At 66.8% G+C, this 22,368-nt stretch carries 23 protein-coding genes; 17 read left to right on the top strand and 6 right to left on the bottom strand.

Annotated features, from left to right (window positions below; all coding sequences use genetic code 11):
• Nucleotides 1–50: 50 nt before the first annotated feature.
• Nucleotides 51–305, top strand: coding sequence for an acyl-CoA-binding protein (locus C8C98_RS10025; protein WP_099742878.1), 255 nt, complete (start codon nt 51–53; stop codon nt 303–305).
• Nucleotides 306–367: 62 nt separating this feature from the next.
• On the opposite strand, the gene C8C98_RS10030 is transcribed toward C8C98_RS10025, so the two are convergent.
• From C8C98_RS10030 to C8C98_RS10050, 5 genes are read right to left on the bottom strand one after another with little or no spacing between them, the layout of a single operon-like run.
• The gene (locus C8C98_RS10030) at nt 368–2,749 is read right to left on the bottom strand and encodes an ATP-dependent DNA helicase (protein ID WP_121454140.1); all 2,382 of its coding nucleotides are present in this window, start codon (nt 2,747–2,749) and stop codon (nt 368–370) included.
• A complete protein-coding gene (locus C8C98_RS10035; RefSeq protein ID WP_233574503.1) occupies nt 2,746–4,488 on the bottom strand; it encodes a VRR-NUC domain-containing protein in 1,743 nt (580 codons plus the stop codon). The genes C8C98_RS10030 and C8C98_RS10035 overlap by 4 nt, the downstream gene beginning before the upstream one ends.
• Before the next feature lie 32 nt (nt 4,489–4,520).
• Nucleotides 4,521–5,450 (bottom strand): hydroxymethylglutaryl-CoA lyase, encoded by a 930-nt coding sequence (locus tag C8C98_RS10040; RefSeq protein WP_121454141.1) that lies wholly within the window; start codon nt 5,448–5,450, stop codon nt 4,521–4,523.
• A gap of 10 nt (nt 5,451–5,460) precedes the next feature.
• A complete protein-coding gene (locus C8C98_RS10045) occupies nt 5,461–5,772 on the bottom strand; it encodes a polyhydroxyalkanoic acid system family protein (RefSeq protein WP_121454142.1) in 312 nt (103 codons plus the stop codon).
• Nucleotides 5,765–6,928, bottom strand: coding sequence for an aminopeptidase (locus C8C98_RS10050; protein WP_121454143.1), 1,164 nt, complete (start codon nt 6,926–6,928; stop codon nt 5,765–5,767). Before C8C98_RS10050 ends, C8C98_RS10045 begins: the two co-directional genes overlap by 8 nt.
• A gap of 70 nt (nt 6,929–6,998) precedes the next feature.
• Here C8C98_RS10050 and C8C98_RS10055 point away from each other — a divergent pair, with 70 nt between their 5' ends.
• Nucleotides 6,999–7,691 (top strand): DNA-3-methyladenine glycosylase I, encoded by a 693-nt coding sequence (locus C8C98_RS10055; protein ID WP_121456175.1) that lies wholly within the window; start codon nt 6,999–7,001, stop codon nt 7,689–7,691.
• A gap of 6 nt (nt 7,692–7,697) precedes the next feature.
• Here C8C98_RS10055 and C8C98_RS10060 read toward each other — a convergent pair whose 3' ends face one another.
• Nucleotides 7,698–8,627: a LysR family transcriptional regulator gene (locus C8C98_RS10060; RefSeq protein ID WP_121454144.1), complete on the bottom strand. Its 930-nt coding sequence runs from the start codon at nt 8,625–8,627 to the stop codon at nt 7,698–7,700.
• 310 nt (nt 8,628–8,937) lie between these two features.
• On the opposite strand from C8C98_RS10060, the gene C8C98_RS10065 reads away from it, so the two are divergent.
• From C8C98_RS10065 to C8C98_RS10135, 15 genes are all read left to right on the top strand, one after another.
• Complete coding sequence (locus C8C98_RS10065; protein ID WP_121456176.1) at nt 8,938–9,849, top strand: transporter; 912 nt, start codon at nt 8,938–8,940, stop codon at nt 9,847–9,849.
• Between the two features lie 28 nt (nt 9,850–9,877).
• Nucleotides 9,878–10,366, top strand: a complete 489-nt coding sequence (locus tag C8C98_RS10070; RefSeq protein ID WP_121454145.1) for a nuclear transport factor 2 family protein — start codon at nt 9,878–9,880, stop codon at nt 10,364–10,366.
• A gap of 9 nt (nt 10,367–10,375) precedes the next feature.
• Nucleotides 10,376–11,539, top strand: coding sequence for a S9 family peptidase (locus C8C98_RS10075; RefSeq protein ID WP_121454146.1), 1,164 nt, complete (start codon nt 10,376–10,378; stop codon nt 11,537–11,539).
• 46 nt (nt 11,540–11,585) lie between these two features.
• The gene (locus C8C98_RS10080) at nt 11,586–12,527 is read left to right on the top strand and encodes a VOC family protein (RefSeq protein ID WP_121454147.1); all 942 of its coding nucleotides are present in this window, start codon (nt 11,586–11,588) and stop codon (nt 12,525–12,527) included.
• A 10-nt stretch (nt 12,528–12,537) separates the two neighbouring features.
• On the top strand, nt 12,538–12,888 hold the full coding sequence (locus C8C98_RS10085) for a Rieske (2Fe-2S) protein (protein WP_121454148.1): 351 nt from the start codon (nt 12,538–12,540) through the stop codon (nt 12,886–12,888).
• Nucleotides 12,885–14,015 (top strand): FAD-dependent oxidoreductase, encoded by a 1,131-nt coding sequence (locus tag C8C98_RS10090; protein ID WP_121454149.1) that lies wholly within the window; start codon nt 12,885–12,887, stop codon nt 14,013–14,015. Before C8C98_RS10085 ends, C8C98_RS10090 begins: the two co-directional genes overlap by 4 nt.
• Before the next feature lie 12 nt (nt 14,016–14,027).
• Nucleotides 14,028–15,188 carry an MFS transporter gene (locus C8C98_RS10095; RefSeq protein WP_121454150.1) on the top strand — a complete coding sequence of 387 codons (1,161 nt, stop codon included), beginning with the start codon at nt 14,028–14,030 and terminating at the stop codon, nt 15,186–15,188.
• Nucleotides 15,185–16,201: a tripartite tricarboxylate transporter substrate binding protein gene (locus tag C8C98_RS10100; protein ID WP_121454151.1), complete on the top strand. Its 1,017-nt coding sequence runs from the start codon at nt 15,185–15,187 to the stop codon at nt 16,199–16,201. The genes C8C98_RS10095 and C8C98_RS10100 overlap by 4 nt, the downstream gene beginning before the upstream one ends.
• A gap of 17 nt (nt 16,202–16,218) precedes the next feature.
• On the top strand, nt 16,219–17,016 hold the full coding sequence (locus tag C8C98_RS10105) for a cyclase family protein (protein WP_121454152.1): 798 nt from the start codon (nt 16,219–16,221) through the stop codon (nt 17,014–17,016).
• A gap of 11 nt (nt 17,017–17,027) precedes the next feature.
• Nucleotides 17,028–17,609 (top strand): cupin domain-containing protein, encoded by a 582-nt coding sequence (locus tag C8C98_RS10110; protein WP_121454153.1) that lies wholly within the window; start codon nt 17,028–17,030, stop codon nt 17,607–17,609.
• A 131-nt stretch (nt 17,610–17,740) separates the two neighbouring features.
• Nucleotides 17,741–18,577 (top strand): tripartite tricarboxylate transporter substrate binding protein, encoded by an 837-nt coding sequence (locus C8C98_RS10115; RefSeq protein ID WP_233574504.1) that lies wholly within the window; start codon nt 17,741–17,743, stop codon nt 18,575–18,577.
• On the top strand, nt 18,574–19,320 hold the full coding sequence (locus C8C98_RS10120) for an SDR family NAD(P)-dependent oxidoreductase (protein WP_121454155.1): 747 nt from the start codon (nt 18,574–18,576) through the stop codon (nt 19,318–19,320). Before C8C98_RS10115 ends, C8C98_RS10120 begins: the two co-directional genes overlap by 4 nt.
• A gap of 13 nt (nt 19,321–19,333) precedes the next feature.
• The gene (locus C8C98_RS10125) at nt 19,334–20,314 is read left to right on the top strand and encodes a tripartite tricarboxylate transporter substrate binding protein (protein ID WP_158600159.1); all 981 of its coding nucleotides are present in this window, start codon (nt 19,334–19,336) and stop codon (nt 20,312–20,314) included.
• Nucleotides 20,315–20,325: 11 nt separating this feature from the next.
• A complete protein-coding gene (locus C8C98_RS10130; protein ID WP_121454157.1) occupies nt 20,326–21,330 on the top strand; it encodes a fumarylacetoacetate hydrolase family protein in 1,005 nt (334 codons plus the stop codon).
• A complete protein-coding gene (locus C8C98_RS10135) occupies nt 21,330–22,352 on the top strand; it encodes an NAD-dependent epimerase/dehydratase family protein (RefSeq protein ID WP_121454158.1) in 1,023 nt (340 codons plus the stop codon). Before C8C98_RS10130 ends, C8C98_RS10135 begins: the two co-directional genes overlap by 1 nt.
• Nucleotides 22,353–22,368 lie beyond the last annotated feature (16 nt).

A 22,368-nucleotide genomic window follows, 5' to 3' on the forward strand; every position in this document is an offset into this window, starting at 1 on the left:
TTTTTGCGTCTTTTTCGCGCCCCTTTTCATACCGATACGGAGACACCCGCATGTCTGACCTGAACGCCACTTTTGAAGCTGCCGTAGCCAACTCCAAGAACCTGGCCGAGCGCCCTGACAACCCCACGCTGCTCAAGATTTACGCTCTGTACAAGCAGGCCACCGCTGGCGACAACACCGAGAAGAAGCCCAGCTTCTCCGACGTGGTGGGCCGCGCCAAGTGGGAGGCGTGGGAAAAGCTCAAGGGCACCGAAGCCGATGCGGCCAAGCAGCTGTACATCGACCTGATCACCGAGTTGAGCTGAGCACCACTTCAGCACTTCACTCACAGCGGCCTGCGGGCCGCTTTGCTTTTGGGGCTTGCCGGTCATCGCCCCGTGCTGGCGGGCGGCGCCCCATCCAGTGCCCACCATGCGGGCAGCAGGGCCCGCACCGGGGCGCGGCGGTAGCGGTCGTCGATCAGGAACACCACGCCCTGGTCCTGCTCGGTGCGAATCACCCTTCCTGCCGCCTGCACCACCTTGCGCAGGCCTGGGAACAGGTAGGTGTAGTCATACCCCTTGCCCGCTCCAAAGTGCCGGTCCATCGCGCGGCGCATTTCTTCGTTCACCGGGTTGACCTGCGGCAGCCCCAGCGTGGCGATGAAGGCGCCAATCAGCCGGTGGCCGGGCAGGTCCACCCCTTCGGAAAACGCACCGCCCAGCACGGCAAAGCCAATGCCCTGGCCGCCTTGCTGAAAACGGTCCAAAAATGCCTGGCGGGCCGCGTCGTCCATGCCTGCCGTTTGCTGCCACTGGGGCACCTCGGGGTGGGCGTGCTGCAGCTGCGCCGCAATGCGCTGCAGGTAGTCAAAGCTGCTGGCAAAGCACAGGTAGTTGCCTGGCAGGCGCACATACTGCGCGGCCATCAGTTGGGCGATGGGGGCCAGCGACTGCGCTCGGTCGGCAAAGCGGGTGGACAGGTGCCCCACCGTGTGCACCGCCAGCTGCCCGCTGTGAAAGGGCGACTCCACATCCACCCAGCCCGTCTCGGGCGGCAGGCCCAGCAGGTCGCGGTAGAACGCTGGCGGCGTGAGCGTGCCGGAGAACAGCACGCTGCTGTGCGCTGCTGCGTGGCGCGCCGCGAGGTGCGGCGCGGGCACCACGTTGCGAATGCACAGCGTGCTGGAGCGACCGCGATGCCCGTAGCGCGGGGCGTCCAGCGTCACGTCCAGCAGCGCGTGGCTGCCAAATTGCTCGGCCATGGCGGCAAAGTGCAGGGTGTCCAGGTACAGCGCCAGCACCGGGTCACCGGGCAGCAGCGGGGCATCGGTCTGCGCTTCGGCCACCGCGCCTATGGCCCGCTGCAGCGCCTGCACAAAGGCCTCGGGCAGCGTGTGGTGCGCGCAGTACGCTTGTGACTGGTCGCGGTGGATAGCGTTCCACTGCCGTTGCAGTGCGTCCAGCGCCTTGCGCACGGGGCCGGTGGCAGCGGCGCGGGCAACGGCCAGCGCGCCCTGGTGCAGCTCGGCGGTGTACATGCGGCGGGCGCGGTCGGGCAGGTTGTGGGCTTCGTCCACCAGCACGCCCACCTTCCAGCCGTGCGCCACCGTCAGTGCATACAGCATGGCGGCGCTGTCGTAGAAGTAGTGGTAGTCGGCCACGGCCACATCGCACCAGTGCGCCATCTCCTGCGCCAAGTAGTACGGGCAGATGCCGTGCGCCAGCGCCGTGGTGCGCAGGGCGGGGCCGTCCCACAGGCTGGTCTGCTGCGCCAATGCTTGGCGTGCGGCTGGCAGCCGGTCGTAAAAGCCCTGGGCCAGCGGGCAGGACTCACCGTGGCAGGCCTTGTCGGGGTGCTCGCAGACCTTGTCGCGGGCCAGCACGTCCAGCACGCGCAGGGGTGGGATCTGTGGGCTGTGCGGTGCGGGTGTACCCAGTTGCTCGTGCACACGGGCCAGCGCGTCGAGCGCCAACGCGTGGCCAGTGCCCTTGGCGGTCAGAAAGAACAGCTTGTCCAGCCCCTTGCGGGCGCTGGCCTGCAGCAGAGGAAACAGCGTGCCCAGCGTCTTGCCAATGCCCGTGGGGGCCTGGGCCAGCAGGCAACGGCCGCCGCCTGCACTGCCATCCTTGTCGTCACGGTGGCCATGGCCCACGTTGCGGTACACGGCCACGGCCAGCTCACGTTGACCCGCGCGAAAGCTGCCATGCGGAAAGGCCAGCGCGGCTAGGGCTGCATCGCGGGCCTGGCGGTGCTGCTGCTCGCTGTGCGCCCAGGCTAGGTAGCGCGTGCACAGCGCTTCAAAGTGCGCTTGCAGATCGGCGGCGGTGTGGGTTTCGACCAGCTCGGTCTCTTGCCCCGTGCCGGTTTGCACATAGACCAGTGCCACATGCAGCCGCGTGAGCCCCCGCGCCTGGCACATGAGGTGGCCGTACACGCGGGCCTGGGCCCAGTGCAGGGCACGTTGGTGGGGGCGCACGCCATCCAGCTGGCCCCGGTAGGTCTTGATCTCTTCAAGCTGCTGGCGCGGTGCGTCAAACCCGTCGGCCCGCCCGCGCACCGTGAGCTGCTGGAACAGCCCGCTCAGCGCCACCTCGGCCTCATAGCCTTCGCCCCGGCGGCTCTGCACCAAGCGGTGGTTTTCCATGCCTTCGAGTGCCGTGGGGGCGGGGGTAAAGCGCAGGTCCAGGTCTCCCGTGCGGGCTGTGAAGGCGCACAGGGCGCGCACCGAAACCACCAGTGGGGCCGGGGTGGGAAGTGGGGCGGTCATGTGGCCACCGCGCCTGTGGGATGTTCCACGCCGGGCGCACCTTGCCAGCGCACATGGCACACGCTGGCGGGCAGGCCGTGGGCGTGGCAGTACTGCAGCCAGCGGATCTGGTTGTCTTGCAGCTTGTCGCCCGGGCCTTTGACTTCGACCAGTTCGTAGCGTTGATCGACCGGGCGTGTGGGCCAAAACCGCACCAGGTCCGGCAGGCCGCTGCGGTGGTCCACCGGGGCCTGCAGCAGGCGCTCAAACAGCAGGCGCAAGTGTGCAGCGGGCATGCATTCCAAGGCCAACTGCAGCAGCGGCTCGCTCAGGGCCCCCCAAAACACATAGGGCGACTGGCGCCCTTGCTTGCTGGCAAAGCGCTCCAGGATGAGGGCGCGGTAACGGCCATCCTCCAGCCCGCGCAGGCATTCGGCAAAGAGGTCGGCGCGGCGCTCCACAAAGTCGGGCGCATTCAGATCGGCAGGGGCGCTTTGGAAGGGGTGAAAGAACGCCCCCGGCAGCGGCGCGAACACAGCAGGCCAGCACAGCAGCCCGAACAGACTGTTGATGAGTGCGTTCTCGGTGTAGAACACGGGGGCCTCGTCGGTGTGCCAGTGGTGGCGCAGCGCCCATTCCACCGAGGTGGTCGGGCCGGGGTGCGGCAGTGCCAGCTCCAGCGGCGGGGGCAAGGGCGTGGTGGCTGCCGTGCGGTGGGCCTCTGCTTGGGGCGACGCGGGGCTGGCCAGTGGCCCGGCGGCGCGCAGCAGGCGCGGCAGCATGCGCGCGAGGCGTTGGCTTTCTTCATCGCTCTCCGGTGCTGCCTGGGCCTGCAGGGCCAGGGCCAGCGCGTCGGCGTGGCGGCCCAGGTGTTCGTGCACGCGAATGCGCCGGTGCCGCGCGCCCGGGTGCGTGCTGTGGGCGTAGGCCTGCTCGGCCAGCGCCCAGTCGGCGGCCTTCTCGCAGGCCTGGCCGATGCGCATCAGCAGCTTGGCGCGGCGCCGCTGCAGCCAGGGGTTGGGGCTGGTGGCTTGCAATGCGGCGGCCACTAGGGGCGCGCGCTCGGCACCATCGTCCAGCGCCTGGCGCAGGGCGTGCAGGGCCAGGTAGTGATCCACATCGGCGCGGCATTGAAACGCCCGCGACTGCGCATCGAACGGCACCACTTCGTACTGGAACAGGCCCAGGTCGGCCAGCACGAATTCCGACCAGTCCTGGAACAGGTTGCCAAAGAACAGGAGCCGCAGCCGCGTGCACAGCGCGATGACGTGCTCTGCCACGCGCCACACCGCTTCGGTGCTGGCAGGGTGCCATTGGCGGTAGGGCTGGGTGGCGGTGTGGTGCGGCTGCAGGGCCTGCAGCAGCGCTGCCTTGGTCAGCGACTTGGGCTGCGCCGGGTGCGGGCCGGGGGCGGCAAACAGCGCCGCCACCTCGCGGTGGGTGTGCAGGGCAAACAGCTCGGTCAGTGCCATGGGGGCGGTGGCATCGAGCCAGCCCAGGGCCAGCAGGGGCGCGGCGGCGGCGTCGATGTCGCCAATCTCTTCATACACCAGCTTGCCCGCGCGAAACCACGGGCCGCGCCGCATCACCAGCCGCACCAGCAGCGCTTGCGCGGGCTCGGGCAGCTGTGCGAAGCGGGCGATGAAGTCCTGCTCTGGCATGTCCAGCAGGTCGGCATAGCGTGCGCGGACCCACTCCAGCGCCTGCACAAAATTGTGCAGGTAGTACAGGCGGTGCGGGGGCAGGGCGGTGGGGCCCAAGGTCGGTCTCCGTGGGGTGGTGCTTGGCAGGGTCAGGCCGCAGGCTGCCAGCCTTTGGGCAGGCCCGCCAGCGGGGTCATGCCGTACAGGGGCTCTTCGGGCAGGCCCGTCTGCAGGGCTTGCCGTGCGGCCAGCAGGCGCTCGTAGTGCACCCCTGTGGCAATGCCCATGGCCTCGAACATGAAGACCAGGTCTTCGGTGACCACGTTGCCCGAGGCCCCGGGCGCGTAGGGGCAGCCGCCCAGCCCGCCTTGTGAGGCGTCGAACGTGCGCACGCCCACGTCGTAGGCGGCCAAGCAGTTGGCCAGACCCAGGCCGCGCGTGTTGTGCATGTGGGCCGCGCCCGCCTTGGGGCCCAGCTCGGCACGCAGGCGCGTGAACAGGCGGCGCACCTGGGCCGGGTTGGCCATGCCGGTGGTATCCGACAGGCCCACCTCGTCCACGCCCGCCTCGGCGCATTGCACGGCCAGGCGGATCACGTCGTCCTCGGGCACCTCGCCTTGCAGCGTGCAGCCAAAGGCGGTCGACAGGCCCACTTCAATCAGCGCCTGCGGTGCCTCAGCGGCCCGCACTTGCACCACGGCCAGCAGCTCTTGCACCATGGCGGCGGGTGTCTTGCGCACATTGGCCAGCGAATGCGCCGCGCTGGCCGACACGGGCAGCGTCACCTTGTGCGCCCCGGCCTGCAGCGCGGCCTCGGCGCCGCGCAGGTTGGGGGCCAGCGCCATCACGGTAGTGTGCGGGTGCCGGGCCACGGCGTGGCGCACCACCTCGGCCACATCGGCCATTTGCGGCAGCAGCTTGGCAGGCACGAAAGAGCCCACCTCGATCTCGCGCAGGCCCGCGGCCACCAGCGCATCCACCCAGCGCAGCTTGTGCGCGGTGGGCATGGTGGTGGCGATGGACTGCAGCCCATCGCGCGGGCCGACTTCGCTGATGAGGACGCTGTGGGGCGTGGGCATGCCGTGCGCCTCAGGCCAGCGAGGTGGGGCTGGGCGTGCCCAGCAGCGCGTCCAGCTGGCCGCCAATCTCGGCTTCGATGCGGTCTTTGAAGGCCGTGAACAGGAAGCCGAGCTTGGCCGTCATCTCGAACTGCTGGGCGTCTACCACCAGGGTGCCGCTCACGCCTGCGCGGGTGAAGGTCAGGGTGTCCTGCGTGTCGCCTTCTTCGTAGGTGCATTCCATGTCAAATTTTTCCTCGGCCTTGCGGGCCCAGGTGCGCGCCACTTCGCGGGCTTGGGGCAGGCCCAGTTGGTGGTCGCGTTGGATGTGAAGGTCAGACACCGGGTTTCTCCTTGGGTGGGGTCAGGGCCCGCAGCGCGGCGTGGCGCTCGGGCTGGGGCAGTTGGGTGAGTTGTCGCACGGCATCATAAAACCGGGGCCAGTCGCGGCCCTCGCGCTCGAACAGGGCTTCAAAGGCGGGCACCAACTCATCGTAGGCGGCCTGGGCGGCAAAGCTGGCGTTGTTGGCCTTGGCCACCCAGCGGTCGTAGCCCGCCAGTTGGGTGCTGGCGGCATTGGCTGTGGGGGGCGCGGCCGCCAGCCACTGCGATCGCAGTTGTGCGTAGCCCGCACGAAAGCGCTGCATTGCTTCGTTTTTGATAGCTGCTAGCGCTTTTGTACCTTGCCCTGGGGCCTTGTTTTGGTCATAAATGGCTTGCAGCTCGGTGCGCGTGGCGCGGGTCAGCGCGCGCCACTGGGCGCGGCGCTGCTCGCTGGCGGCCAGGGCGGCGCGGGCCTCGGGGGTGCTGTGCTCGGCCATCCAGAGGGCGCTGCCCAGGCGCTCCACCGCCGTGGCAAACGATTCGTTGAAGACCGTATCGCCCTGGGCGTACACCACCTGGTGCGCCAACTCGTGGAACAGCAGGCGCACAAAGTCGCCCTCGGGCCAGCCCACAAAGGTGCTCAGCAACGGGTCGCCCCCGGCCCAGTTCATGTAGCCCAGCGTGGAGTAGGCGGGCACGCCGTACACATCCACCTCCAGACCCTGGGCGGCCAGGCGGTCGGCCTCGGCCTGCGCATCGGCCTGGGCAAAGTAGCCCCGGTAGCCAATGCAGCCCGTCACCGGAAAGCACCAGGTGTGCAGTCTGAGGGCATCGGGCGGCGCGGCCACCACGTTCCACACCGCGGCGGGGCGCTTGAGGTCGGCATAGCGGCGGTAGCTGGCGTTGTCGGGCAGGTGCAGCTCGGCCACCGCAAAGGCGCGGGCGCGCTGGGCCAGTTGCAGGCGTGCGCGCAGGGCGGGCGGGGTGTCGGGCTCGGCAATCCAGTCGTCCAGCGGCCGGGCGGCGCCCATCAACTGGGCGTGGCCGTGCGCCGACTGCCAGTAGTAGCCCAGCGCATCGCGTGTTTGTGCGCAGCCCAGCAGCAGGGCGGGCAGCACCAGGGCGCAGGCCAGGGCGACACATCGGGGACGGGAAAAGCGAAAACGCAGGCGCATGGGGCAAGGGTACGACATGGCGCGGCCGTGTGTCAGCAGCGTGGCGCGGTGCGTTCCTAGAATGTGGAACATGACCGACCCCACCACGACCGAGATCCCCGCCGGTGCACCGGCGCTGCCCGCAGGCCTGGTGGCCGATGCGGCCCACGATGCCGACGGCACCGCCCGAGCGCGCTGCGCGTGGTGCAAGGCCAGCCCCTTGTACCGCCACTATCACGACCACGAGTGGGGCTTCCCGGTCACGGACGACCGGCGCTTGTTTGAAAAAATCTGCCTGGAGGGCTTTCAGTCGGGCCTGAGCTGGCTGACCATCCTGAACAAGCGCGAGGGCTTTCGCGCCGCCTTTGCCCAGTTCGACGCCGAGCAGGTGGCCGCCTTCGATCAGGCCGACGTGGAGCGCCTGGTGCAGGACGCCGCCATCGTGCGCCACCGGGGCAAGATCGAGTCCACCATCAACAACGCCCGCCGCGTGCTGGAGCTGCGCCGCGAGTTTGGCTCGCTGGCCCGCTACGTGTGGCAGTACGAGCCCTGTGCGGCCGACCGGCCAGCGGTGCTGACGCTGGAGGCCGCGCGCACCCTCACGTCCACCGCAGCGTCGGTGGCTTTGTCCAAAGACCTCAAAAAACGCGGCTGGAGCTTTGTCGGCCCCACCACGGTCTACGCCTTCATGCAGGCCATGGGCCTGGTCAACGACCACCTGGAAGGCTGTCACGCACGGCCTGCTGCCATCAAGGCGCGGGCGGCATTGGTGCTGCCGGGCTGATTTTTCCTACCCGGGCGTGCCAGGCGGCAGCGGGCTGTCCATGGCCGTCGCAGCCTCGCGCAGCAGCGCCCGCAGCCACACCAGGCCGGGGTCTGTGGTGCGGTGCTGGTGCCATTGCACCACCTGCTGCATGTGCGGAATGGGCACCGGCAGGTCGCGGATGGCGATGGGCAAGAAGCGTGCGGCCAACAGGGCCAGTCGGCGGTGCATGGTGGCGATGCGGTGTGTGCCCACCACCAGGCTGGCCTGCGACAAGAAACTGAAGGTGCTGGTCTCTGCCTGGCGCTTGATGGACGACTGCTGCATGAACCAATCCGTCAGGGCCACGCCGTCGCCAGGCTGCACCACCACATGGCCTGCGCTCATGTAGCGGTCTTCGGTCAACGTGCCAGACGCCAGATGGCTTTCGCTCCACAGGACGCTGCAGAACGTCTCTTCAAACAGCAATTCCGAGGGGTGGCTGGTGGAGCAGAAATCTTTCGGAATGATCAACAGGTCCGCCTCACCGCGCTCCAGCGCGCGTTGTGGCTGGGTGGCCTGTGGGCGCAGTTCAAACCGCACGCCAGGCGCCTGCTTGTAGGCCAGCCGCTGCAGATGGGGCACCAGCGTCATCAAGGTGTAGTCTGAGATCAGCAACCGAAACAGCCGGGTGGACTGCGCTGGAATGAACTGGGGCTGTGCGGTGACGCTGGCTTCCACCCGCACCAGGATGTCGCGCACTGGGTCCTTCAATGATTGGGCGCGCGTCGTGGGCTCCATCTTGCGGCCCACCTGCACGAGCAACTCGTCCTCGAAATACTCGCGCAGCCGGGCGAGCGCATTGCTCATGGCGGACTGGCTCAGGTGCGTCTTCTCGGCCGCGCGGCTGATGCTTTGCTCGGTCAGCAGCGCATCCAGTGCGACCAGCAGGTTCAGATCAAGCTTGTTGAAACGCATGGGCTTTGTTGTCTCCGGTGGGGCTCTTTTTGCCTGATACGCCCCTTTGAATGGTGCCCTTGCGATGAGGGTGCGTATCAGGGTTTGTACTTGATCTATTCGCGGGATCAATACAGCAAATGGAATCAATCCATTTGATCTAGGTAAAGGCAAATCTTAATCTAGCCCCTGTTCCAGCACAGGCGCACACCGCGCAAGGTGCTGGATGCAGAAGGTGGCATGGATTGCGCACGGCGCAGCCCGCGCCGCCGCCCAACCCCAAAAAAAGAACGCCCAGGCTGAGCTGGCAGCGTTCAATCAGGAGACAAAGATGAAAACCGCTTTTTCCCGCGCCGGCAAGGCTGCGGGCTGCATGTTGCTGAGTCTGGTGGGTGCCCACAGCGCCCACGCTTTCGAAGGTGGCGTCTCGCCGTTTCCCGTGGGCTCTACCGGTGAATATGTGGCTGGCATTCCGCCGATTGCCGGGCTGTTTGTGCTGGAGCAGCTGCACTACACCTCGTCCAAGGGCCTGTACGACAACCAGGGGGATAAGCGGCCGATTCCTTTCAAGATGGGCACGTTCTCGGCCACCACGCGCTTGCTGGCGGGGTACGACACCACTGTGCTGGGGGCTCGCCTGTATTCGCAACTGGTGATTCCGGCGGTGTCGCTGCACACCGATGTGGCGGGCCACAGTGAGCGGCACAACGGGGTAGCGAACCTCACGGTGTCGCCTGCCGTGTTGCGTTGGGCGGTGTCGGATCGCTCGTACGCTGTTGCCGGTCTGGACATCGCTTTGTCCAACGGCTCTTACAACCCGACTCGGCCCAGCGTCTCCACGGGCTACACCTCGTTCCAGCCGGTGCTGGGCTTTCGCCACAACGACCCGAACGGTCTGGACGTTGGTGTCATCAACCGCCTGCTGATCAACCGCGAAAACAGCACCACCCACTACCGCTCGGGCCGTGGTTACGTTGGCGAATTCACGGCGGGCTGGAACACCGGGCCTTGGAAGATGGGCGTGGTCGGCTCGTACCTCAACCAGTTCAGCGACGACCAGCAGGGCGGTAACACCATCCAGGGCAACCGGGCGCGCAGCTTTGCGTTGGGCCCATCGCTCAACTACAACGCAGGCCGCTACAGCGTGAGCCTGAACTACCAGCGCGGGGTGTACGCGACCAACACCACCAAGAACAACATCTTGGGCGTCGGGGTGACCATTCCCCTGTGGGTCAAGCACTGAGAGGGCCACGCAGCCAGGCACTGTCACCATGAAAAATCCACACCTCATTGCCCCAGCGCTGCTGGCGGTCTGTGCTTTGGCCCAGGCGCAGCAGCCCACCGATCCGGTGGCCGTTTTCAACCGCTATGTGCAGGCGGTGCACGCGGCTGATATGCCTGCCGTGCGATCGCTCATTGCGGCCGACGTCGAGCGATCGGACTACCCCGCCTGCACTGCGCAGATGGACAACGCGGCGTGTCTGGCGTTCTACATCGACCAGACCGTGGTCAAGCCCCAGGCGCAGATCACTGTGGTTGCCGTCGCGGTCCGGGGTGATGAGATCACTGCCAAGCTGGAGGTGCGCAGCGCGCTGTACCAAAAGGCTGGGGTGGAGCGCATTGTTGGCAGCGATGTGCTGCGCATCTCGGACGGAAAGATCCGTGCCTTCCGCTTTGTGCCCGACTTCCAGGACCCCGCCACGGTCACTTTCTTCGCAGGCATCGGCATCACGCCGCGCCCCCGCCATTCCCAACCCTGACCTTTGAAGATGTTCAAGTACTTCCCCACCAACTACGTCTGGAACCTGTCCGTCGATCTCGCCATCGAGATGGGCGCCCGCATCGGTGAAATCGAGGAGATGTGTGCACCCTTGCAAGAGGCCGCCAAGGCGCCGGATGCGGCGGGCACCCAGGCGTTCCGCGAAACCTGGGTCCGCATGGCCGACAAGCTCTGTGGCCTGGCCGAGGAAGACGAAGCACGGGGTCGGCTGTATTCGGCAGGCGAAAAATACCGCCGCGCATCGAGCTATCTCATCACCGCAGAGCGTCTGCAGGCACACGACGCCCCGGGGCGGATTGCCATTTATCGCCGTGAACTGGAGTTGTTCCTCAAGGGCTCACACCTGATGGGTGATCGGGTGCAGCGCGTGGAGATTCCTTATGAGGGCACCCACCTGTCTGCGCTGTATTACCCGGCTGACGGCCTCCAGCCGGGTGAGCGTGCACCTTTGCTGGTGCAGCTCAACGGCCTGGATTCGACCAAGGAGATGAAGCATCTGGTCGGACTGCCGATATGGCTTGCGCAGCGTGGCGTGTCGTCTTTGGTCGTGGACCAGCCCGGCACGGGTGAGGCTTTGCGGCTGCAGGGCCTGACTGCGCGCTTTGACGCTGAACACTGGGCCAGCCGGGTGGTGGACTGGCTGGAGCAGCACCCGGCGGTCGACCCGAAGCGGATCGGCTGCGAAGGCGTCTCGCTGGGTGGCTACTACTGCCCGCGCGCCGTGGCCATGGAGCCGCGCTTCGCCTGCGGTGTGGCCTGGGGCGCCAACCACGATTGGCGCGACGTGCAAAAGCGCCGTCTGGAAAAAGAAGGCGACTTCCCGGTGCCGCACTACTGGGCCCATGTTTGCTGGGTCTGGGGCGCTAAGGATGTCGATGACTTCATGCGCATTGCCGAGGACGTGCATCTGGACGGTGTCGTCGAAAAGATCCGTGTGCCCTTCCTGGTCACGCATGGTGAGCGCGACTCGCAGATCCCGCTGAAGTGGGCGCACCGCACGTACGAGCAGCTGGTCAACAGCCCTCGGCGCGAGCTCAAGGTGTTCACCGACCGCGAAGGCGGAGCGCAGCACGCGAGCTTTGACAACAGCATCAACGCCGGCCACTACATCGCCGACTGGGTGGCAGAGACCCTGGGTGGCCGCACGGCCTGAAAGGCCCCGAGCCTGCCCGCACAAACGATACAAAAAGGATTGACAGATGAACATCATTGGACCCGACGCCCTGGTTTTTGGCGTGGACGACGTCGCCGCATGCGCCCAGTACCTGACGGACTATGGGCTGACCCCCGTCGGCGTCACGGCTGCCGGTGGGCGGTTTGAGGCGCTGGACGGCACCGCCGTGGAGGTCCGCGCCAAAGACGACCCCGCCCTGCCACCTGCGCTGGGCACCGCCAGCATGCTGCGCGAGACGGTCTACGGGGTGGCAGATGCCGCCACGCTCGACGCTATCGAAACCGAGCTGGCACGCGATCGCCAGGTGGTGCGCCAGGGCGGCGTGCTGCGCACCACCGACGACCTCGGCTTTGCCCTTGCCTTCCAGGTCACGGTGCGCAAGGCCCTTGCCTTGCCTGCAGAAGCTGTGAACGCCCCTGGCGCCGCGCCACAGCGTGGGCCCAATGCCCTGGGCCTGTCCCCCGACATGGCGGCGCGGCCCCGCTCGCTGTCGCATGTGGTGTATTTCGTTCCCGATGTGGCCAAGGCTGAGGCGTTTTACGCACGTCTGGGGTTTGTGTGCACCGACCGCTTTACCGGGGTGGGCCCGTTCTTGCGTCCGGCAGGCACGCAAGACCACCATACGCTGTTCATGATCCAGACCCCTGCGTTCATGAAGGGATGCGAGCATTTCACTTTCCACATGGGCGGCCCCACCGAGGTGCTGCTGGCGGGCACCCGCTTGGTGGAGAAGGGCTACCAGAGCTTCTGGGGGCCAGGTCGCCACAAGTTCGGCAGCAACTGGTTCTGGTACTTCAACTCGCCCCTGGGCTGCCATGTGGAGTACGACGCCGACATGGACCTGCACGACACCACCTGGGCTGCGCGCGAGGTGCCGATGAGTGCGGACGCCTCGCAGTTGTTCTTGTTCCAGCACCGCGAAAAGTGGGCGCCTTCTGGCCCACCACCCGCAGGCGCGCCGCACTGAGCGCTGTGCCATGAAGCTGTGCCACTGGAATGATCTGCCGGATGGTGAATCGCGTGGCTTTGACCCTGCACGCCAGGGGCAAGACACCGTGCTCGTGGTGCGCCAGGGGCAGAGGCTCTATGCCTATGCCGATGCCTGCCCCCACCACGACACGCCCATGGCATGGCGCAAAGACAAGTACCTGAACGCCTCGGGGGACCGCATCGTTTGCGCGGCCCACGGTGCGTTGTTTGACATCCCCACCGGGCTGTGCACCCTGGGCCCATGCCTGGGCGATGCGCTCACGCCGGTGCCACTGACATTACAAGCGAACGGCGACATCCACATCGACCTCGCAACCCACAAGGAGACAAAACCATGAGCCTTTCTTCCCAACGCATTCTGGTCATCGGCGGTGGCTTTTCTGGCATGGCTGCGGCCATCGAACTGCGCAAGCAGGGCGCGCAGGTGGACCTGGTCGAGATCGACCCCGGCTGGCGCAGCTATGGGGCAGGCATCAGCCTGGGGGGGGCTACGTTGCGGGCGTTCCGTCGCCTTGGCATTTTGGATACCTTTCTGGCGCAGGGCAACGCCTCGGACGGGGTGAATCTGCACCTGCCCAACGGCCCTTTGGTGGCCACGCTGCCCACGCCACGCATTGCTGGCGCTGATGTCCCCGGCGGCGGCGCCATCATGCGCCCTGTGCTGGCCCGTATCCTGGCCGAGGCCACGCGCGCGGCGGGTGCCAACGTCCGCCTGGGCTGCACGTTCACTGCGATAGAGCAGGAGGCCGATGGCGTGCAGGTCACCTTCACCGACGGACAGCGCCAGCGCTATGACCTCGTGATCGGGGCCGATGGGCTGTATTCCAAAGTGCGCGAAACGGTGTTCAAAGGCGCGCCCAAGCCGCGATACAGCGGCCAGGCGGTGTGGCGTGCCGTGCTGCCTCGCCCACCAGAAGTCGACACAGCCACGATGTGGATGGGGCCGAAGATCAAGCCGGGCGTGAACCCGGTCTCCAAGACCGAGATGTACCTCTTCGTCACCGAGCCGCGCCCCACCAACGACCATGTCGACCCGGCCACCTTTGCAGACAGATTGCGTGCGTTGCTCGACGGGTTTACGGCCCCCACGCTCCAGGCCATCCGCAACCAGATCGGTCCCGACTCGCAGATCGTGTACCGCCCCTTGGAAGGGATGCTCATGCCACGCCCCTGGTCGCTTGGGCGGGTGGTGTTGATTGGCGACACGGTGCATGCCACCACGCCGCACCTGGCATCGGGGGCCTGTATTGGCATCGAGGATGCCCTGGTGCTGGCCGATGAGCTGGCGAGTGCGGGTGATGTGCCGAGCGCATTGGCCGCCTTTGAAAGCCGCCGCTGGGAGCGTTGCCGCATGGTGGTGGAGAACTCTGCGCGCCTGGGCGAAATCGAGATCGAGGGCGGCGACAAGGAGGAGCACTCGCGCATCATGCGCGAATCCCTCATGGCTTTGTCTCAACCCATCTGAAGCGAGGTGGCCATGATCACAACCCAATCTTTGCGGGGCCGTGTGGCCTTGATGGTGGGCCATTGCGCAGGCATGGTCGACCTGGTTGCACTGCCCGTGTGGGTAGGCACGCTGATATCGGTGTACCGCTTTGACCCGCAGCAGGCTGGCCTGTTGGCCACGCTCTTCTTGGCGGGTGCGGTGGTGGCCAGCCTGGTGTTGGCGCCGTTCTTTCAGGTGCTGCCCGGACGCATGGTGGCTACAGCAGGGTTTACTGCTGCTGCCGTGGGTTTTGCGGTGGCCTCCACCACCACCCAGTTCTCACTACTGGCCCTGCTGCATGCGGCGTCAGGGGTTGCAGCGGGTGCCGCGCTGAGCGTGACGCACGGCACCATTGCCCGCAGCCAGAACCCCCACCGCATGTTCGCGTTGGTGGGCATGGCACTGGGGGTGTTTGCCATCGCATTCCTGGGGGGCACCCCCGTGCTGGTGGCTCAGCAGGGCGGGCCGGTGCTGTTTCAGGTGTTTGCTGGGGTCATGGCGGTGGGTGCGGTGGCTGCCGCGCTGGCGTTTCCTGTGCCTGACACGCTCGGCGGTGCGGGGCTTTCGTCGACGCCTGTTGCGCCATTGCCCGCCTCCGTCTGGTGGGGCGTCGCTGGCATTGCGGCCATGGGGTTGGTGCAATCCATGACGTTCAGCTTTCTGGAGCGTGTGGGCAGCGACCGGGGTTATGGGCTGCAGGCCGTCACCGGCGTGCTGATCGCATTGGGGGTGGTCAACCTGTTTCCGGCCGTGCTGGCCGCCGTGCTGGAAAAGCGCTGGGCCGCCCGCAGTGTCTTGTTGGCGGGGCCTGCGCTGCAGGCCTTGCTGGTGGTGGTGATCATGAATTCGACCGTGTTCGGGCCCTATGCCGCTGCGGCGGCCGTGTTTGCGGCGGTGATGATCTTCACGCACACCTTTGCCTTTGGTGTGTTGGCCCGACTGGACCCGAGTGGCCGCGCTTTGGCCGCCACCCCCGCCATGCTCATGTTTGGCGCAGCCATTGGGCCCATTTTGGGCGGTACGCTGGTCAAGGCCTGGGGCTATGGCAGCCTGGGTCTGGCGGCTTTGGTGATCGACGGTTTGGCCATGTATGCGTTTGCACGCATCCACCGCACGCCTCGCACGGCGGCGGCAGCGCAAGGAATGGCATGAGCCGCAGCGCATTGTCCGAGCCAAACCAGCAGGCGCTCAGCCGCCGCGCCTGCCTGGTGGCGGCGGCAGTGGCCGGTGCTGCGCCATGGGCCAGAGCACAGGCAGGCCGTCACATTGCTTTCATCGTGCCCCAGCCTGCAGGCAGCCCCAGCGATGTGTTCGCACGCAAGCTCCAGACCGTGATGCAGCGGGAGTTGGGGCAAACCATCGTTGTCGAGAACCTGCCAGGGGCCGGAGGCTCCATCGGTGTGCAGCGCATGCTGAATGCGCCTGCCGATGGTGCAACGGTGGTCGTGGCTTCTCAGACCGAACCCATCCTCACCCCGCTGTCGCTGGCCAGCGCCCGGTACAAGCCTGAGCAGATGCGCGCCATCGGCACGCTCGGGCGAACCAGCTACGTGCTGGCAGGCCGGACCGACATGCACGCTACCACCCATGCGCAGTTGTTGGACATGGCGCGGCAAGCGGCGGCCTCTGGCAAGCCCATGACCTTCGGGCACATCGGGCAAGGCTCAATGATCCACCTGATGGGCGCCCAGTGGGCGCGCCTGTGTGGCGTGCCATTGGTGCACGTGCCGTACCGGGGTGTGCCACCGCTGGTGCAGGACCTCATGGGCCATCAGATTGATTTGTCCTTTGTGCCATTGGGGGGCTCGGCGCTGAACATGCTGGAAACGGGCAAACTGCGCGCCTTCGGCAGCACGGCAACCAAGGCTCCTGCGCTGCTGCCGCACGTGGCACCGCTGAACCAGCAGTCCACGGTGCTCAAGGGCTTTGAGTACACCGCCTGGGGCGCGCTGCTGGTGGCCCGCAATACCCCTGAGCCAGCGGTGCGTCGTCTTCACCAAGCTTTCGGCGCAGCCCTGCGTGACCCAGAGGTCCAAAGCTTCCTGCGTGCCAATGGCACTGAGCCTGAGGAGCCGCTGTCGATCGAAGCGCTCGAAAAGTTCTATCAATCCGAAATCCAGATTCACCAAGCACTCGCCCGCACCGTGGGCGTGGTGCCCGAGTGAGCTTTGTACCCACCGACATGACCAAACCCCAACGCCGCTTTGTGGACCTTTCCATCTACCTGGAAAACGATGTCCTCTCTGACCCGCCCCCCCTGGCGCCCAAGATCACCTACCAGAAGCACGCCGATACGTTGCCCGAGTTCATGGCCATGATCCCCGGCACCCAGCCCGAGGACTACCCCGACGGCGAAGCGGCGGCGGCCGAGTGGGTCACGCTCACCACGCACAACGGCACCCACCTGGATGCGCCCTGGCACTTTCACTCTACGCAGGATGCGAAGAACGGCGGCACCCGCCCCTCCATCACCATCGACGAGGTGCCGCTGGAGTGGTGTTTTCAGCCGGGTGTGAAGCTGGACTTCCGTCACCTGCCCGATGGCTACGTGGCCACTGCGGCCGATGTGGAGGCCGAATTGGCCCGCATTGGCCACACCCTGCAGCCGCTCGACATCGTGGTGGTCAACACCCGGGCTGGTTCGCGCTATGGGCACAAGGACTACCTGGGCGCCGGTTGCGGCATGGGCTACGAAGCCACGATGTACCTGCTCGAACGCGGTGTGCGCCTGACGGGTACCGATGCCTGGAGCTGGGATGCGCCGTTCTCGTACACCGCCCAGCGCGTGGCAGAGACAGGCAACAAGGCCTTGATCTGGGAGGGCCACAAGGCGGGCCGCGATATTGGTTACTGCCACCTGGAGAAGCTGCACAACCTGGAGGCACTGCCGCCCACGGGTTTCACCATCAGCTGCTTTCCCCACAAGATCCGCGGCGCCTCGGCGGGCTGGACGCGTGCGGTCGCTATTTTTGAAGATTGAGGAGTTTGTCCATGGGATTTCCTGTCATCCATCGCGTGGTCACCGGCCACAACACCCAAGGCCGTGCCGTGGTCGCTAGTGATGGGCCGTTGCCTACGGTGGTCGATATTGCGGCCATCCCAGGCACGGTGTTCCATGAGGTCTGGAGCACCGCCCAATCGCCTGCCATCGTGGACAACGGCTCGGACCCGACGCTTGGCCCGCTGGTGCTGCCACCACCTCACGGCGGCACGCGCATCCGCTTTGTGGACATTCCACCAGACACGCCCGAATTCCTGGCCCACGGCGCAACGCGCATGCACGACGCCTTCAGCCAGGTGGGCGATGCTGCTGCTTCCACGGTGAAGGCCGATTCACCGCATCCGCTGATGCACCGCACCGAGTCGGTGGACTATGGCGTGGTGATGGAGGGTGAACTGACCTTGGTCCTGGACGAAGGCGAAGTGCAGTTGCGCCCCGGCAGTGTGGTGGTGCAGCGTGGCACCAACCATGCCTGGGCCAACCGTTCCGGTGCGCCTTGTCGCATGCTGTTTGTGCTGGTGGATGGGCGGTTTGATGCCTCCATTGCAGTGCCAGCGAGCCAGCAGCCATGAACACGCGCCGTGACTGGTTGGGCGCTGCTGCGACTGCGGCCCTGGCTCCTTGGGCTTGGGCAAAGGCTCCTTATCCTTCGCGGCCGTTGAGCTGGGTGGTGCCTTACCCGGCCGGAGGCTTTGGCGACGCAATGTCCCGCCTATTGGCCCAAAAGCTTGCCGAGCATCTTCAGCAGGCCGTGGTGGTGGAAAACAAGCCGGGCGGCGCCGCGCAGCTGGCGGCCCAGTATGTCAAGCAGCAGCCCGCCGATGGCCACACCTTGCTGTACGCAGACATTGGCCCGCTGGCCATGTACCCGGCGCTGTACTCCAAATTGAGCTTCAGCCCCCTCAAGGACTTCGCGCCCCTGACGCGATTGTTCAAGTCTCCCCTGGTCGTGGTCGTGCCGTCGGGCAGTCCGTTCCAGTCACTGGCTGACCTGCTGCGCGCAGCGGCTGCGGGCGATGGGCTGAACTACGGCTCTTACGGGCAGGGCAGCCAGCCGCATGTGTGGACCGAGCAGCTGCGCATGAAGACGCGCTCGCGCACGACCCATGTGCCCTACCAGGGCGCAGCGCCCGCGCTGCAAGACCTGATGGCCGGGCGCCTGGACTTCATGTGCGATGTGGTGGCTTCGAGTCTGCCGCTGGTGCGCGAAGGCAAGTTGCGGGCGCTGGCCAGCGTCGGGAGTGAGCAGCGCCTGCAGGTGCTGCCCCAGGTTCCTACGCTGACCGAGGCGGGGCATGCGGATCTGGATGTGCCCGGCTGGAACGGTGTGATGGTGCGTGCCGGAACACCCGCACCCGTGGTCGAGGTGCTCCACGAGGCCGTTATGGCCGCGCTGCAGTCGCCTGAGGTGCTGGGCCGCTACCGGCCGTTGGGGCTGCAGCCTGCGCCACTGGCGCCAGCAGCGTTTGGCGATTTCATCCAGAGCGAGTCGCAGCGATGGGCCAGCGCCATTCGCCAGGCGGAGATCAAGGTCGAATGAGCCTCTTTGACTTGCACGGCCGCACCGCACTGGTCACTGGCGCCACGCAGGGGCTCGGCCTGGCCATTGCGCGCACCTTGTCGGACCAGGGCGCCCGCGTGGTGGTGTCCGACCGTGATGCGCCTGCCTGTGAGCAGGTCGCTGCATCGTTGCCGATGGCTACGGGCATCGCTGCCGATATGGGGGTGCCGTCACATCTGGTGTCGCTGGTCGAACGATCGGGGCCCCTGGACATCTTGGTTTGCAACGCTGGCATCCAGGGGCCAGCCGGCCCACTGGCCGATACCAGCGACGCCGATTGGCAGCAGGTGTTTGACATCAACCTGCGTGCTGCAGCGCGCTTGTGTGCGCTGGTACTGCCGGGCATGGCGGCGCGGGGCGGCGGCAGCGTGGTGCTGATCTCCAGCATCGCTGGCTTGCGCGGCAACCGTTCGATCGGCCTGTATGGGTTGACCAAGGCTGCGCTCGCCCAATTGGCTCGCAACTTGGCCGTGGAATGGGGGCCTTCAGGCGTGCGGGTCAATGCCGTGTCGCCCGGCCTCATCCGCACACCGCTGGCAGAGCAGTTGATGGCCGATGACGCCTTCATGGCGCGGCGCATGCAGGCCACGCCATTGCGGCGCGCGGGAGAGCCGCACGAAGTGGCTGGTGTGGTCGCCATGCTGGCCAGCCCCGCCGGGGCCTTTGTGACCGGACATAACCTGGTGGTCGACGGCGGCACCACCATCAGCGATGGGAGTTGAAGACATGCACAGCATGCTGAGCCGAAGAGCCCTGGTGGCCAGTGCCTTGGCGTTGCCTGGGGCCACGTGGGCGGCCACCTGGCCCACACGGCCGCTGCGCATCGTGCTGCCGTTTGTGGCGGGAGGAAGTTCCGATCTGGTGGCGCGCCTGCTGGCCGACAAGCTGGGCCAGGCCCTGCGCAGCCCGGTAGTGGTGGAGTCGCGCGCCGGTGCCAACGGCATCATCGCCTCGGAGGCCGTGGCGCGCAGCACTGACGGGCATTCGCTGCTGTGGGTCAGTGCGGCCCATGCCATCAATGCCAGCCTCTACCCCCGGTTGCCCTATGACAGCCAGCGTGACTTTGCGCCCGTGGCCCTGGTGGCCAGCCCTGGGCCGATGGTCATTGCGGTGCCTGCGGCCTGGCCGGTTCGCAGCTTGTCGGATCTGCTCGCGTTGGCTCGGCGGCAGCCTGGGCAGGTCAGCTATGCCTCCGCAGGCATCGGCAACGTGCTGCACCTGGCGGGTGAGATGCTGGCGCAGCAGGCCGGTGTGAAGCTGCTGCATGTGCCCTACAAAGGTGCGGCGCCCGCCCTCAACGACCTAGCGGCTGGGCAAGTCAACTTGATGTTCAACAGCGCCCTGGCCGTGGCGCCGATGGTCAAGGACGGGCGGGTTCGCCTGCTGGCACAGACCGGCGCGCAGCGGTCGGCGGCCTTGCCCGCCGATCTGCCCACGGTGGCCGAGACGCCGGGCTTGGCGGGCTTTCAGGTCACGGGCTGGTTTGGCCTGCTGGCGCCTTCTGCCATGCCTGCCGATGCGATCGCTCGGCTCAACGCCGAATGCGTGCGCATTCTGGCCCTGCCCGAGCTGCGCGAAAAGCTGGCACTGCTGGGCACTGCCGACACACCCACCCAGAGTGCGCGAGAGTTTGGCGCATTTCTGGCCGCAGAGACCGACCGCTATGCCAGCGTCCTACGGGCGGCTGGGCTGCGACTTGAAACACCTTCTTCCTGACTGGATTGACGATGCGATTTGCGACTTTGAAAAACGGTAGCCTGGATGGCCGCCTGGTATTGGTTTCTTCCAGCGGCCTGCTGGCCGTCGATGCCGCGCCGACAGCGGGCAGCCTGCTGGAGGCCTTGCAGAACTGGGATGCCGTGGAGCCTGCCCTGCGCGAGCGCGCCGCAGCGATGGAGGCGGGCACTGTCGTTGGCAGCTTCGCGTTCGACCCAGCGGCCTGCAGCGCACCCTTGCCGCGCAGCCCGCAGTGGCTGGATGCCTCGGCCTTCCTCAACCATGGCCGCTTGATGGAGAGGGCGTTCAACACCCCGCCCATCCCGCATTTCGACACCATCCCGGTCATGTACCAGGGCGCTAGCGATGACTTTCTGGGGCCTTGTGACGACGTGCCTATGCCCAGCGAGGCCGATGGCATCGACTTCGAGGGCGAGTTCGGCGTCATCTGCGGCGCGGTGCCCATGGCGGTGACGCCAGAGACGGCCTTGGCCAGCGTGCGCTTGATCGTGCAGATCAACGACTGGAGCCTGCGTGCACTGGGTCCGCACGAGATGAAGACGGGCTTTGGCTTCTTGCAGGCCAAGCCCTCCACCAGCTTTGCCCCGCTGGCCGTGACGCCCGATGAGCTGGGCGATGCCTGGCAAGGTGGCCGGGTGCATATGCGCCTGCATGTGGAGTCCAACGGCCAATGGTTTGGTCACCCCCATGGAGGCGAAATGAATTTTGGCTTTGGGCAACTGATTGCGCACGCGGCCCGCACGCGGCAGCTGACGGCGGGCACCATCGTCGGCTCGGGCACCGTGTCCAACCAGTCCCGTGATGCGGGTTCTGCCTGCCTGGCCGAGCGGCGCGTGATCGAGATCCTGGACGAGGGCGCAGCCAAAACGCCCTTCATGCGCTACGGCGATACCGTGCGCATGCAGGCCCGTTGGCCTGATGGGCGTGAAGGCCCGTTTGGCCTGGTGCACCAGCGTGTGGTGGCGCCTGGTGCTGATGGTGCGAAGGGGCGCTGATGCAACATGTGGTCATCACCGGTGCGGGGGGCTTTGTGGGGGCGGCCCTGGTGCAGCGTTTGCGCGCACAACCGCAGAGCCTCGGGCAAGCAGGCCCGATACGGCTCACGCTGGTCGATCGCGTTGCTGCGTCAGCGCCCGACTCGCTCTGTGCTCCGCAAGCGCAGTTGCAGGAGAACGTGCGTTGGCACTTGGGCAGCTTTGCCGACCCCGCCTTGCTGCAGGCCTTGCGCGACGATCCGCCGGACTGCGTGTTTCACCTTGCCAGCGTGCCGGGCGCGCTGGCCGAGCGTGAGCCCGCGTTGGGCGTGCAGGCCAATTTGCTCGACACCGTGGCCCTGCTCGAAGGACTGGCCCAGTCGGTGCGCGCAGGGCGGGCCAGCGCGCCGCCGCGTGTGGTGTTTGCCAGCTCGGTCGCGGTGTATGGGGCCTTGGGGACAGGACCCATGACCGAGGCGCATGTGCCGCAGCCCGCGCTGAGCTACGGCACCCACAAATGGACCACCGAGCTGCTGCTGGCCGACTACAGCCGCCGTGGCGAGCTCGATGCCTGCAGCCTGCGCCTTCCCGGCGTGGTGGCCCGCCCCCCGGCCGAAACGGGCCACGGCTCGGCCTTCATGAGCCAGATATTCCATGCCCTGCAGGGGCGGCAGGCCTACACCTGCCCCGTCTCGCCCCAGGCCACAGCCTGGTGGATGTCGCTGGAGCGCTGCCTGGACAACCTACTGCATGCCGCGCGGTTGCCCGCAGCCGCGATGACCCCGGCCCGCTGCTGGCAGCCGCCGGTGTTGCAGGCTTCGGTGGCCTCTGTGGTGCAGGCGGCAGCGCACCACCTGGGTTGTAGCGCGCAGGACTATATTGCCTACGCGCCCGACCCGCGCATCGAGGCCGTGTTTGGCCGCCAGCCGCCGTTGCACACACCACAAGCCCAAGCGGCGGGCTTTGTACACGACGGTGGTGTGGAGGCGTTGGTGGCGCGGGTGCTGGAGCCGCTGGGGCCGCCTGCCTTGCCTGGCGCGTGATGCGGGTCTGAGGCGG

This window comes from Acidovorax sp. 106 (assembly GCF_003663825.1).
Lineage (GTDB): Bacteria > Pseudomonadota > Gammaproteobacteria > Burkholderiales > Burkholderiaceae_C > Acidovorax.

Coding starts and splice junctions, on each gene's coding strand:
- C8C98_RS10025 (WP_099742878.1), top strand. CDS start 51: ATGTCTGACCTGAACGCCACTTTTGAAGCTGCCGTAGCCAACTCCAAG.
- C8C98_RS10030 (WP_121454140.1), bottom strand. CDS start 2,749: ATGACCGCCCCACTTCCCACCCCGGCCCCACTGGTGGTTTCGGTGCGC.
- C8C98_RS10040 (WP_121454141.1), bottom strand. CDS start 5,450: ATGCCCACGCCCCACAGCGTCCTCATCAGCGAAGTCGGCCCGCGCGAT.
- C8C98_RS10050 (WP_121454143.1), bottom strand. CDS start 6,928: ATGCGCCTGCGTTTTCGCTTTTCCCGTCCCCGATGTGTCGCCCTGGCC.
- C8C98_RS10055 (WP_121456175.1), top strand. CDS start 6,999: ATGACCGACCCCACCACGACCGAGATCCCCGCCGGTGCACCGGCGCTG.
- C8C98_RS10060 (WP_121454144.1), bottom strand. CDS start 8,627: ATGCGTTTCAACAAGCTTGATCTGAACCTGCTGGTCGCACTGGATGCG.
- C8C98_RS10065 (WP_121456176.1), top strand. CDS start 8,938: ATGAAAACCGCTTTTTCCCGCGCCGGCAAGGCTGCGGGCTGCATGTTG.
- C8C98_RS10070 (WP_121454145.1), top strand. CDS start 9,878: ATGAAAAATCCACACCTCATTGCCCCAGCGCTGCTGGCGGTCTGTGCT.
- C8C98_RS10075 (WP_121454146.1), top strand. CDS start 10,376: ATGTTCAAGTACTTCCCCACCAACTACGTCTGGAACCTGTCCGTCGAT.
- C8C98_RS10080 (WP_121454147.1), top strand. CDS start 11,586: ATGAACATCATTGGACCCGACGCCCTGGTTTTTGGCGTGGACGACGTC.
- C8C98_RS10085 (WP_121454148.1), top strand. CDS start 12,538: ATGAAGCTGTGCCACTGGAATGATCTGCCGGATGGTGAATCGCGTGGC.
- C8C98_RS10090 (WP_121454149.1), top strand. CDS start 12,885: ATGAGCCTTTCTTCCCAACGCATTCTGGTCATCGGCGGTGGCTTTTCT.
- C8C98_RS10095 (WP_121454150.1), top strand. CDS start 14,028: ATGATCACAACCCAATCTTTGCGGGGCCGTGTGGCCTTGATGGTGGGC.
- C8C98_RS10100 (WP_121454151.1), top strand. CDS start 15,185: ATGAGCCGCAGCGCATTGTCCGAGCCAAACCAGCAGGCGCTCAGCCGC.
- C8C98_RS10105 (WP_121454152.1), top strand. CDS start 16,219: ATGACCAAACCCCAACGCCGCTTTGTGGACCTTTCCATCTACCTGGAA.
- C8C98_RS10110 (WP_121454153.1), top strand. CDS start 17,028: ATGGGATTTCCTGTCATCCATCGCGTGGTCACCGGCCACAACACCCAA.
- C8C98_RS10115 (WP_233574504.1), top strand. CDS start 17,741: ATGTCCCGCCTATTGGCCCAAAAGCTTGCCGAGCATCTTCAGCAGGCC.
- C8C98_RS10120 (WP_121454155.1), top strand. CDS start 18,574: ATGAGCCTCTTTGACTTGCACGGCCGCACCGCACTGGTCACTGGCGCC.
- C8C98_RS10125 (WP_158600159.1), top strand. CDS start 19,334: ATGCTGAGCCGAAGAGCCCTGGTGGCCAGTGCCTTGGCGTTGCCTGGG.
- C8C98_RS10130 (WP_121454157.1), top strand. CDS start 20,326: ATGCGATTTGCGACTTTGAAAAACGGTAGCCTGGATGGCCGCCTGGTA.
- C8C98_RS10135 (WP_121454158.1), top strand. CDS start 21,330: ATGCAACATGTGGTCATCACCGGTGCGGGGGGCTTTGTGGGGGCGGCC.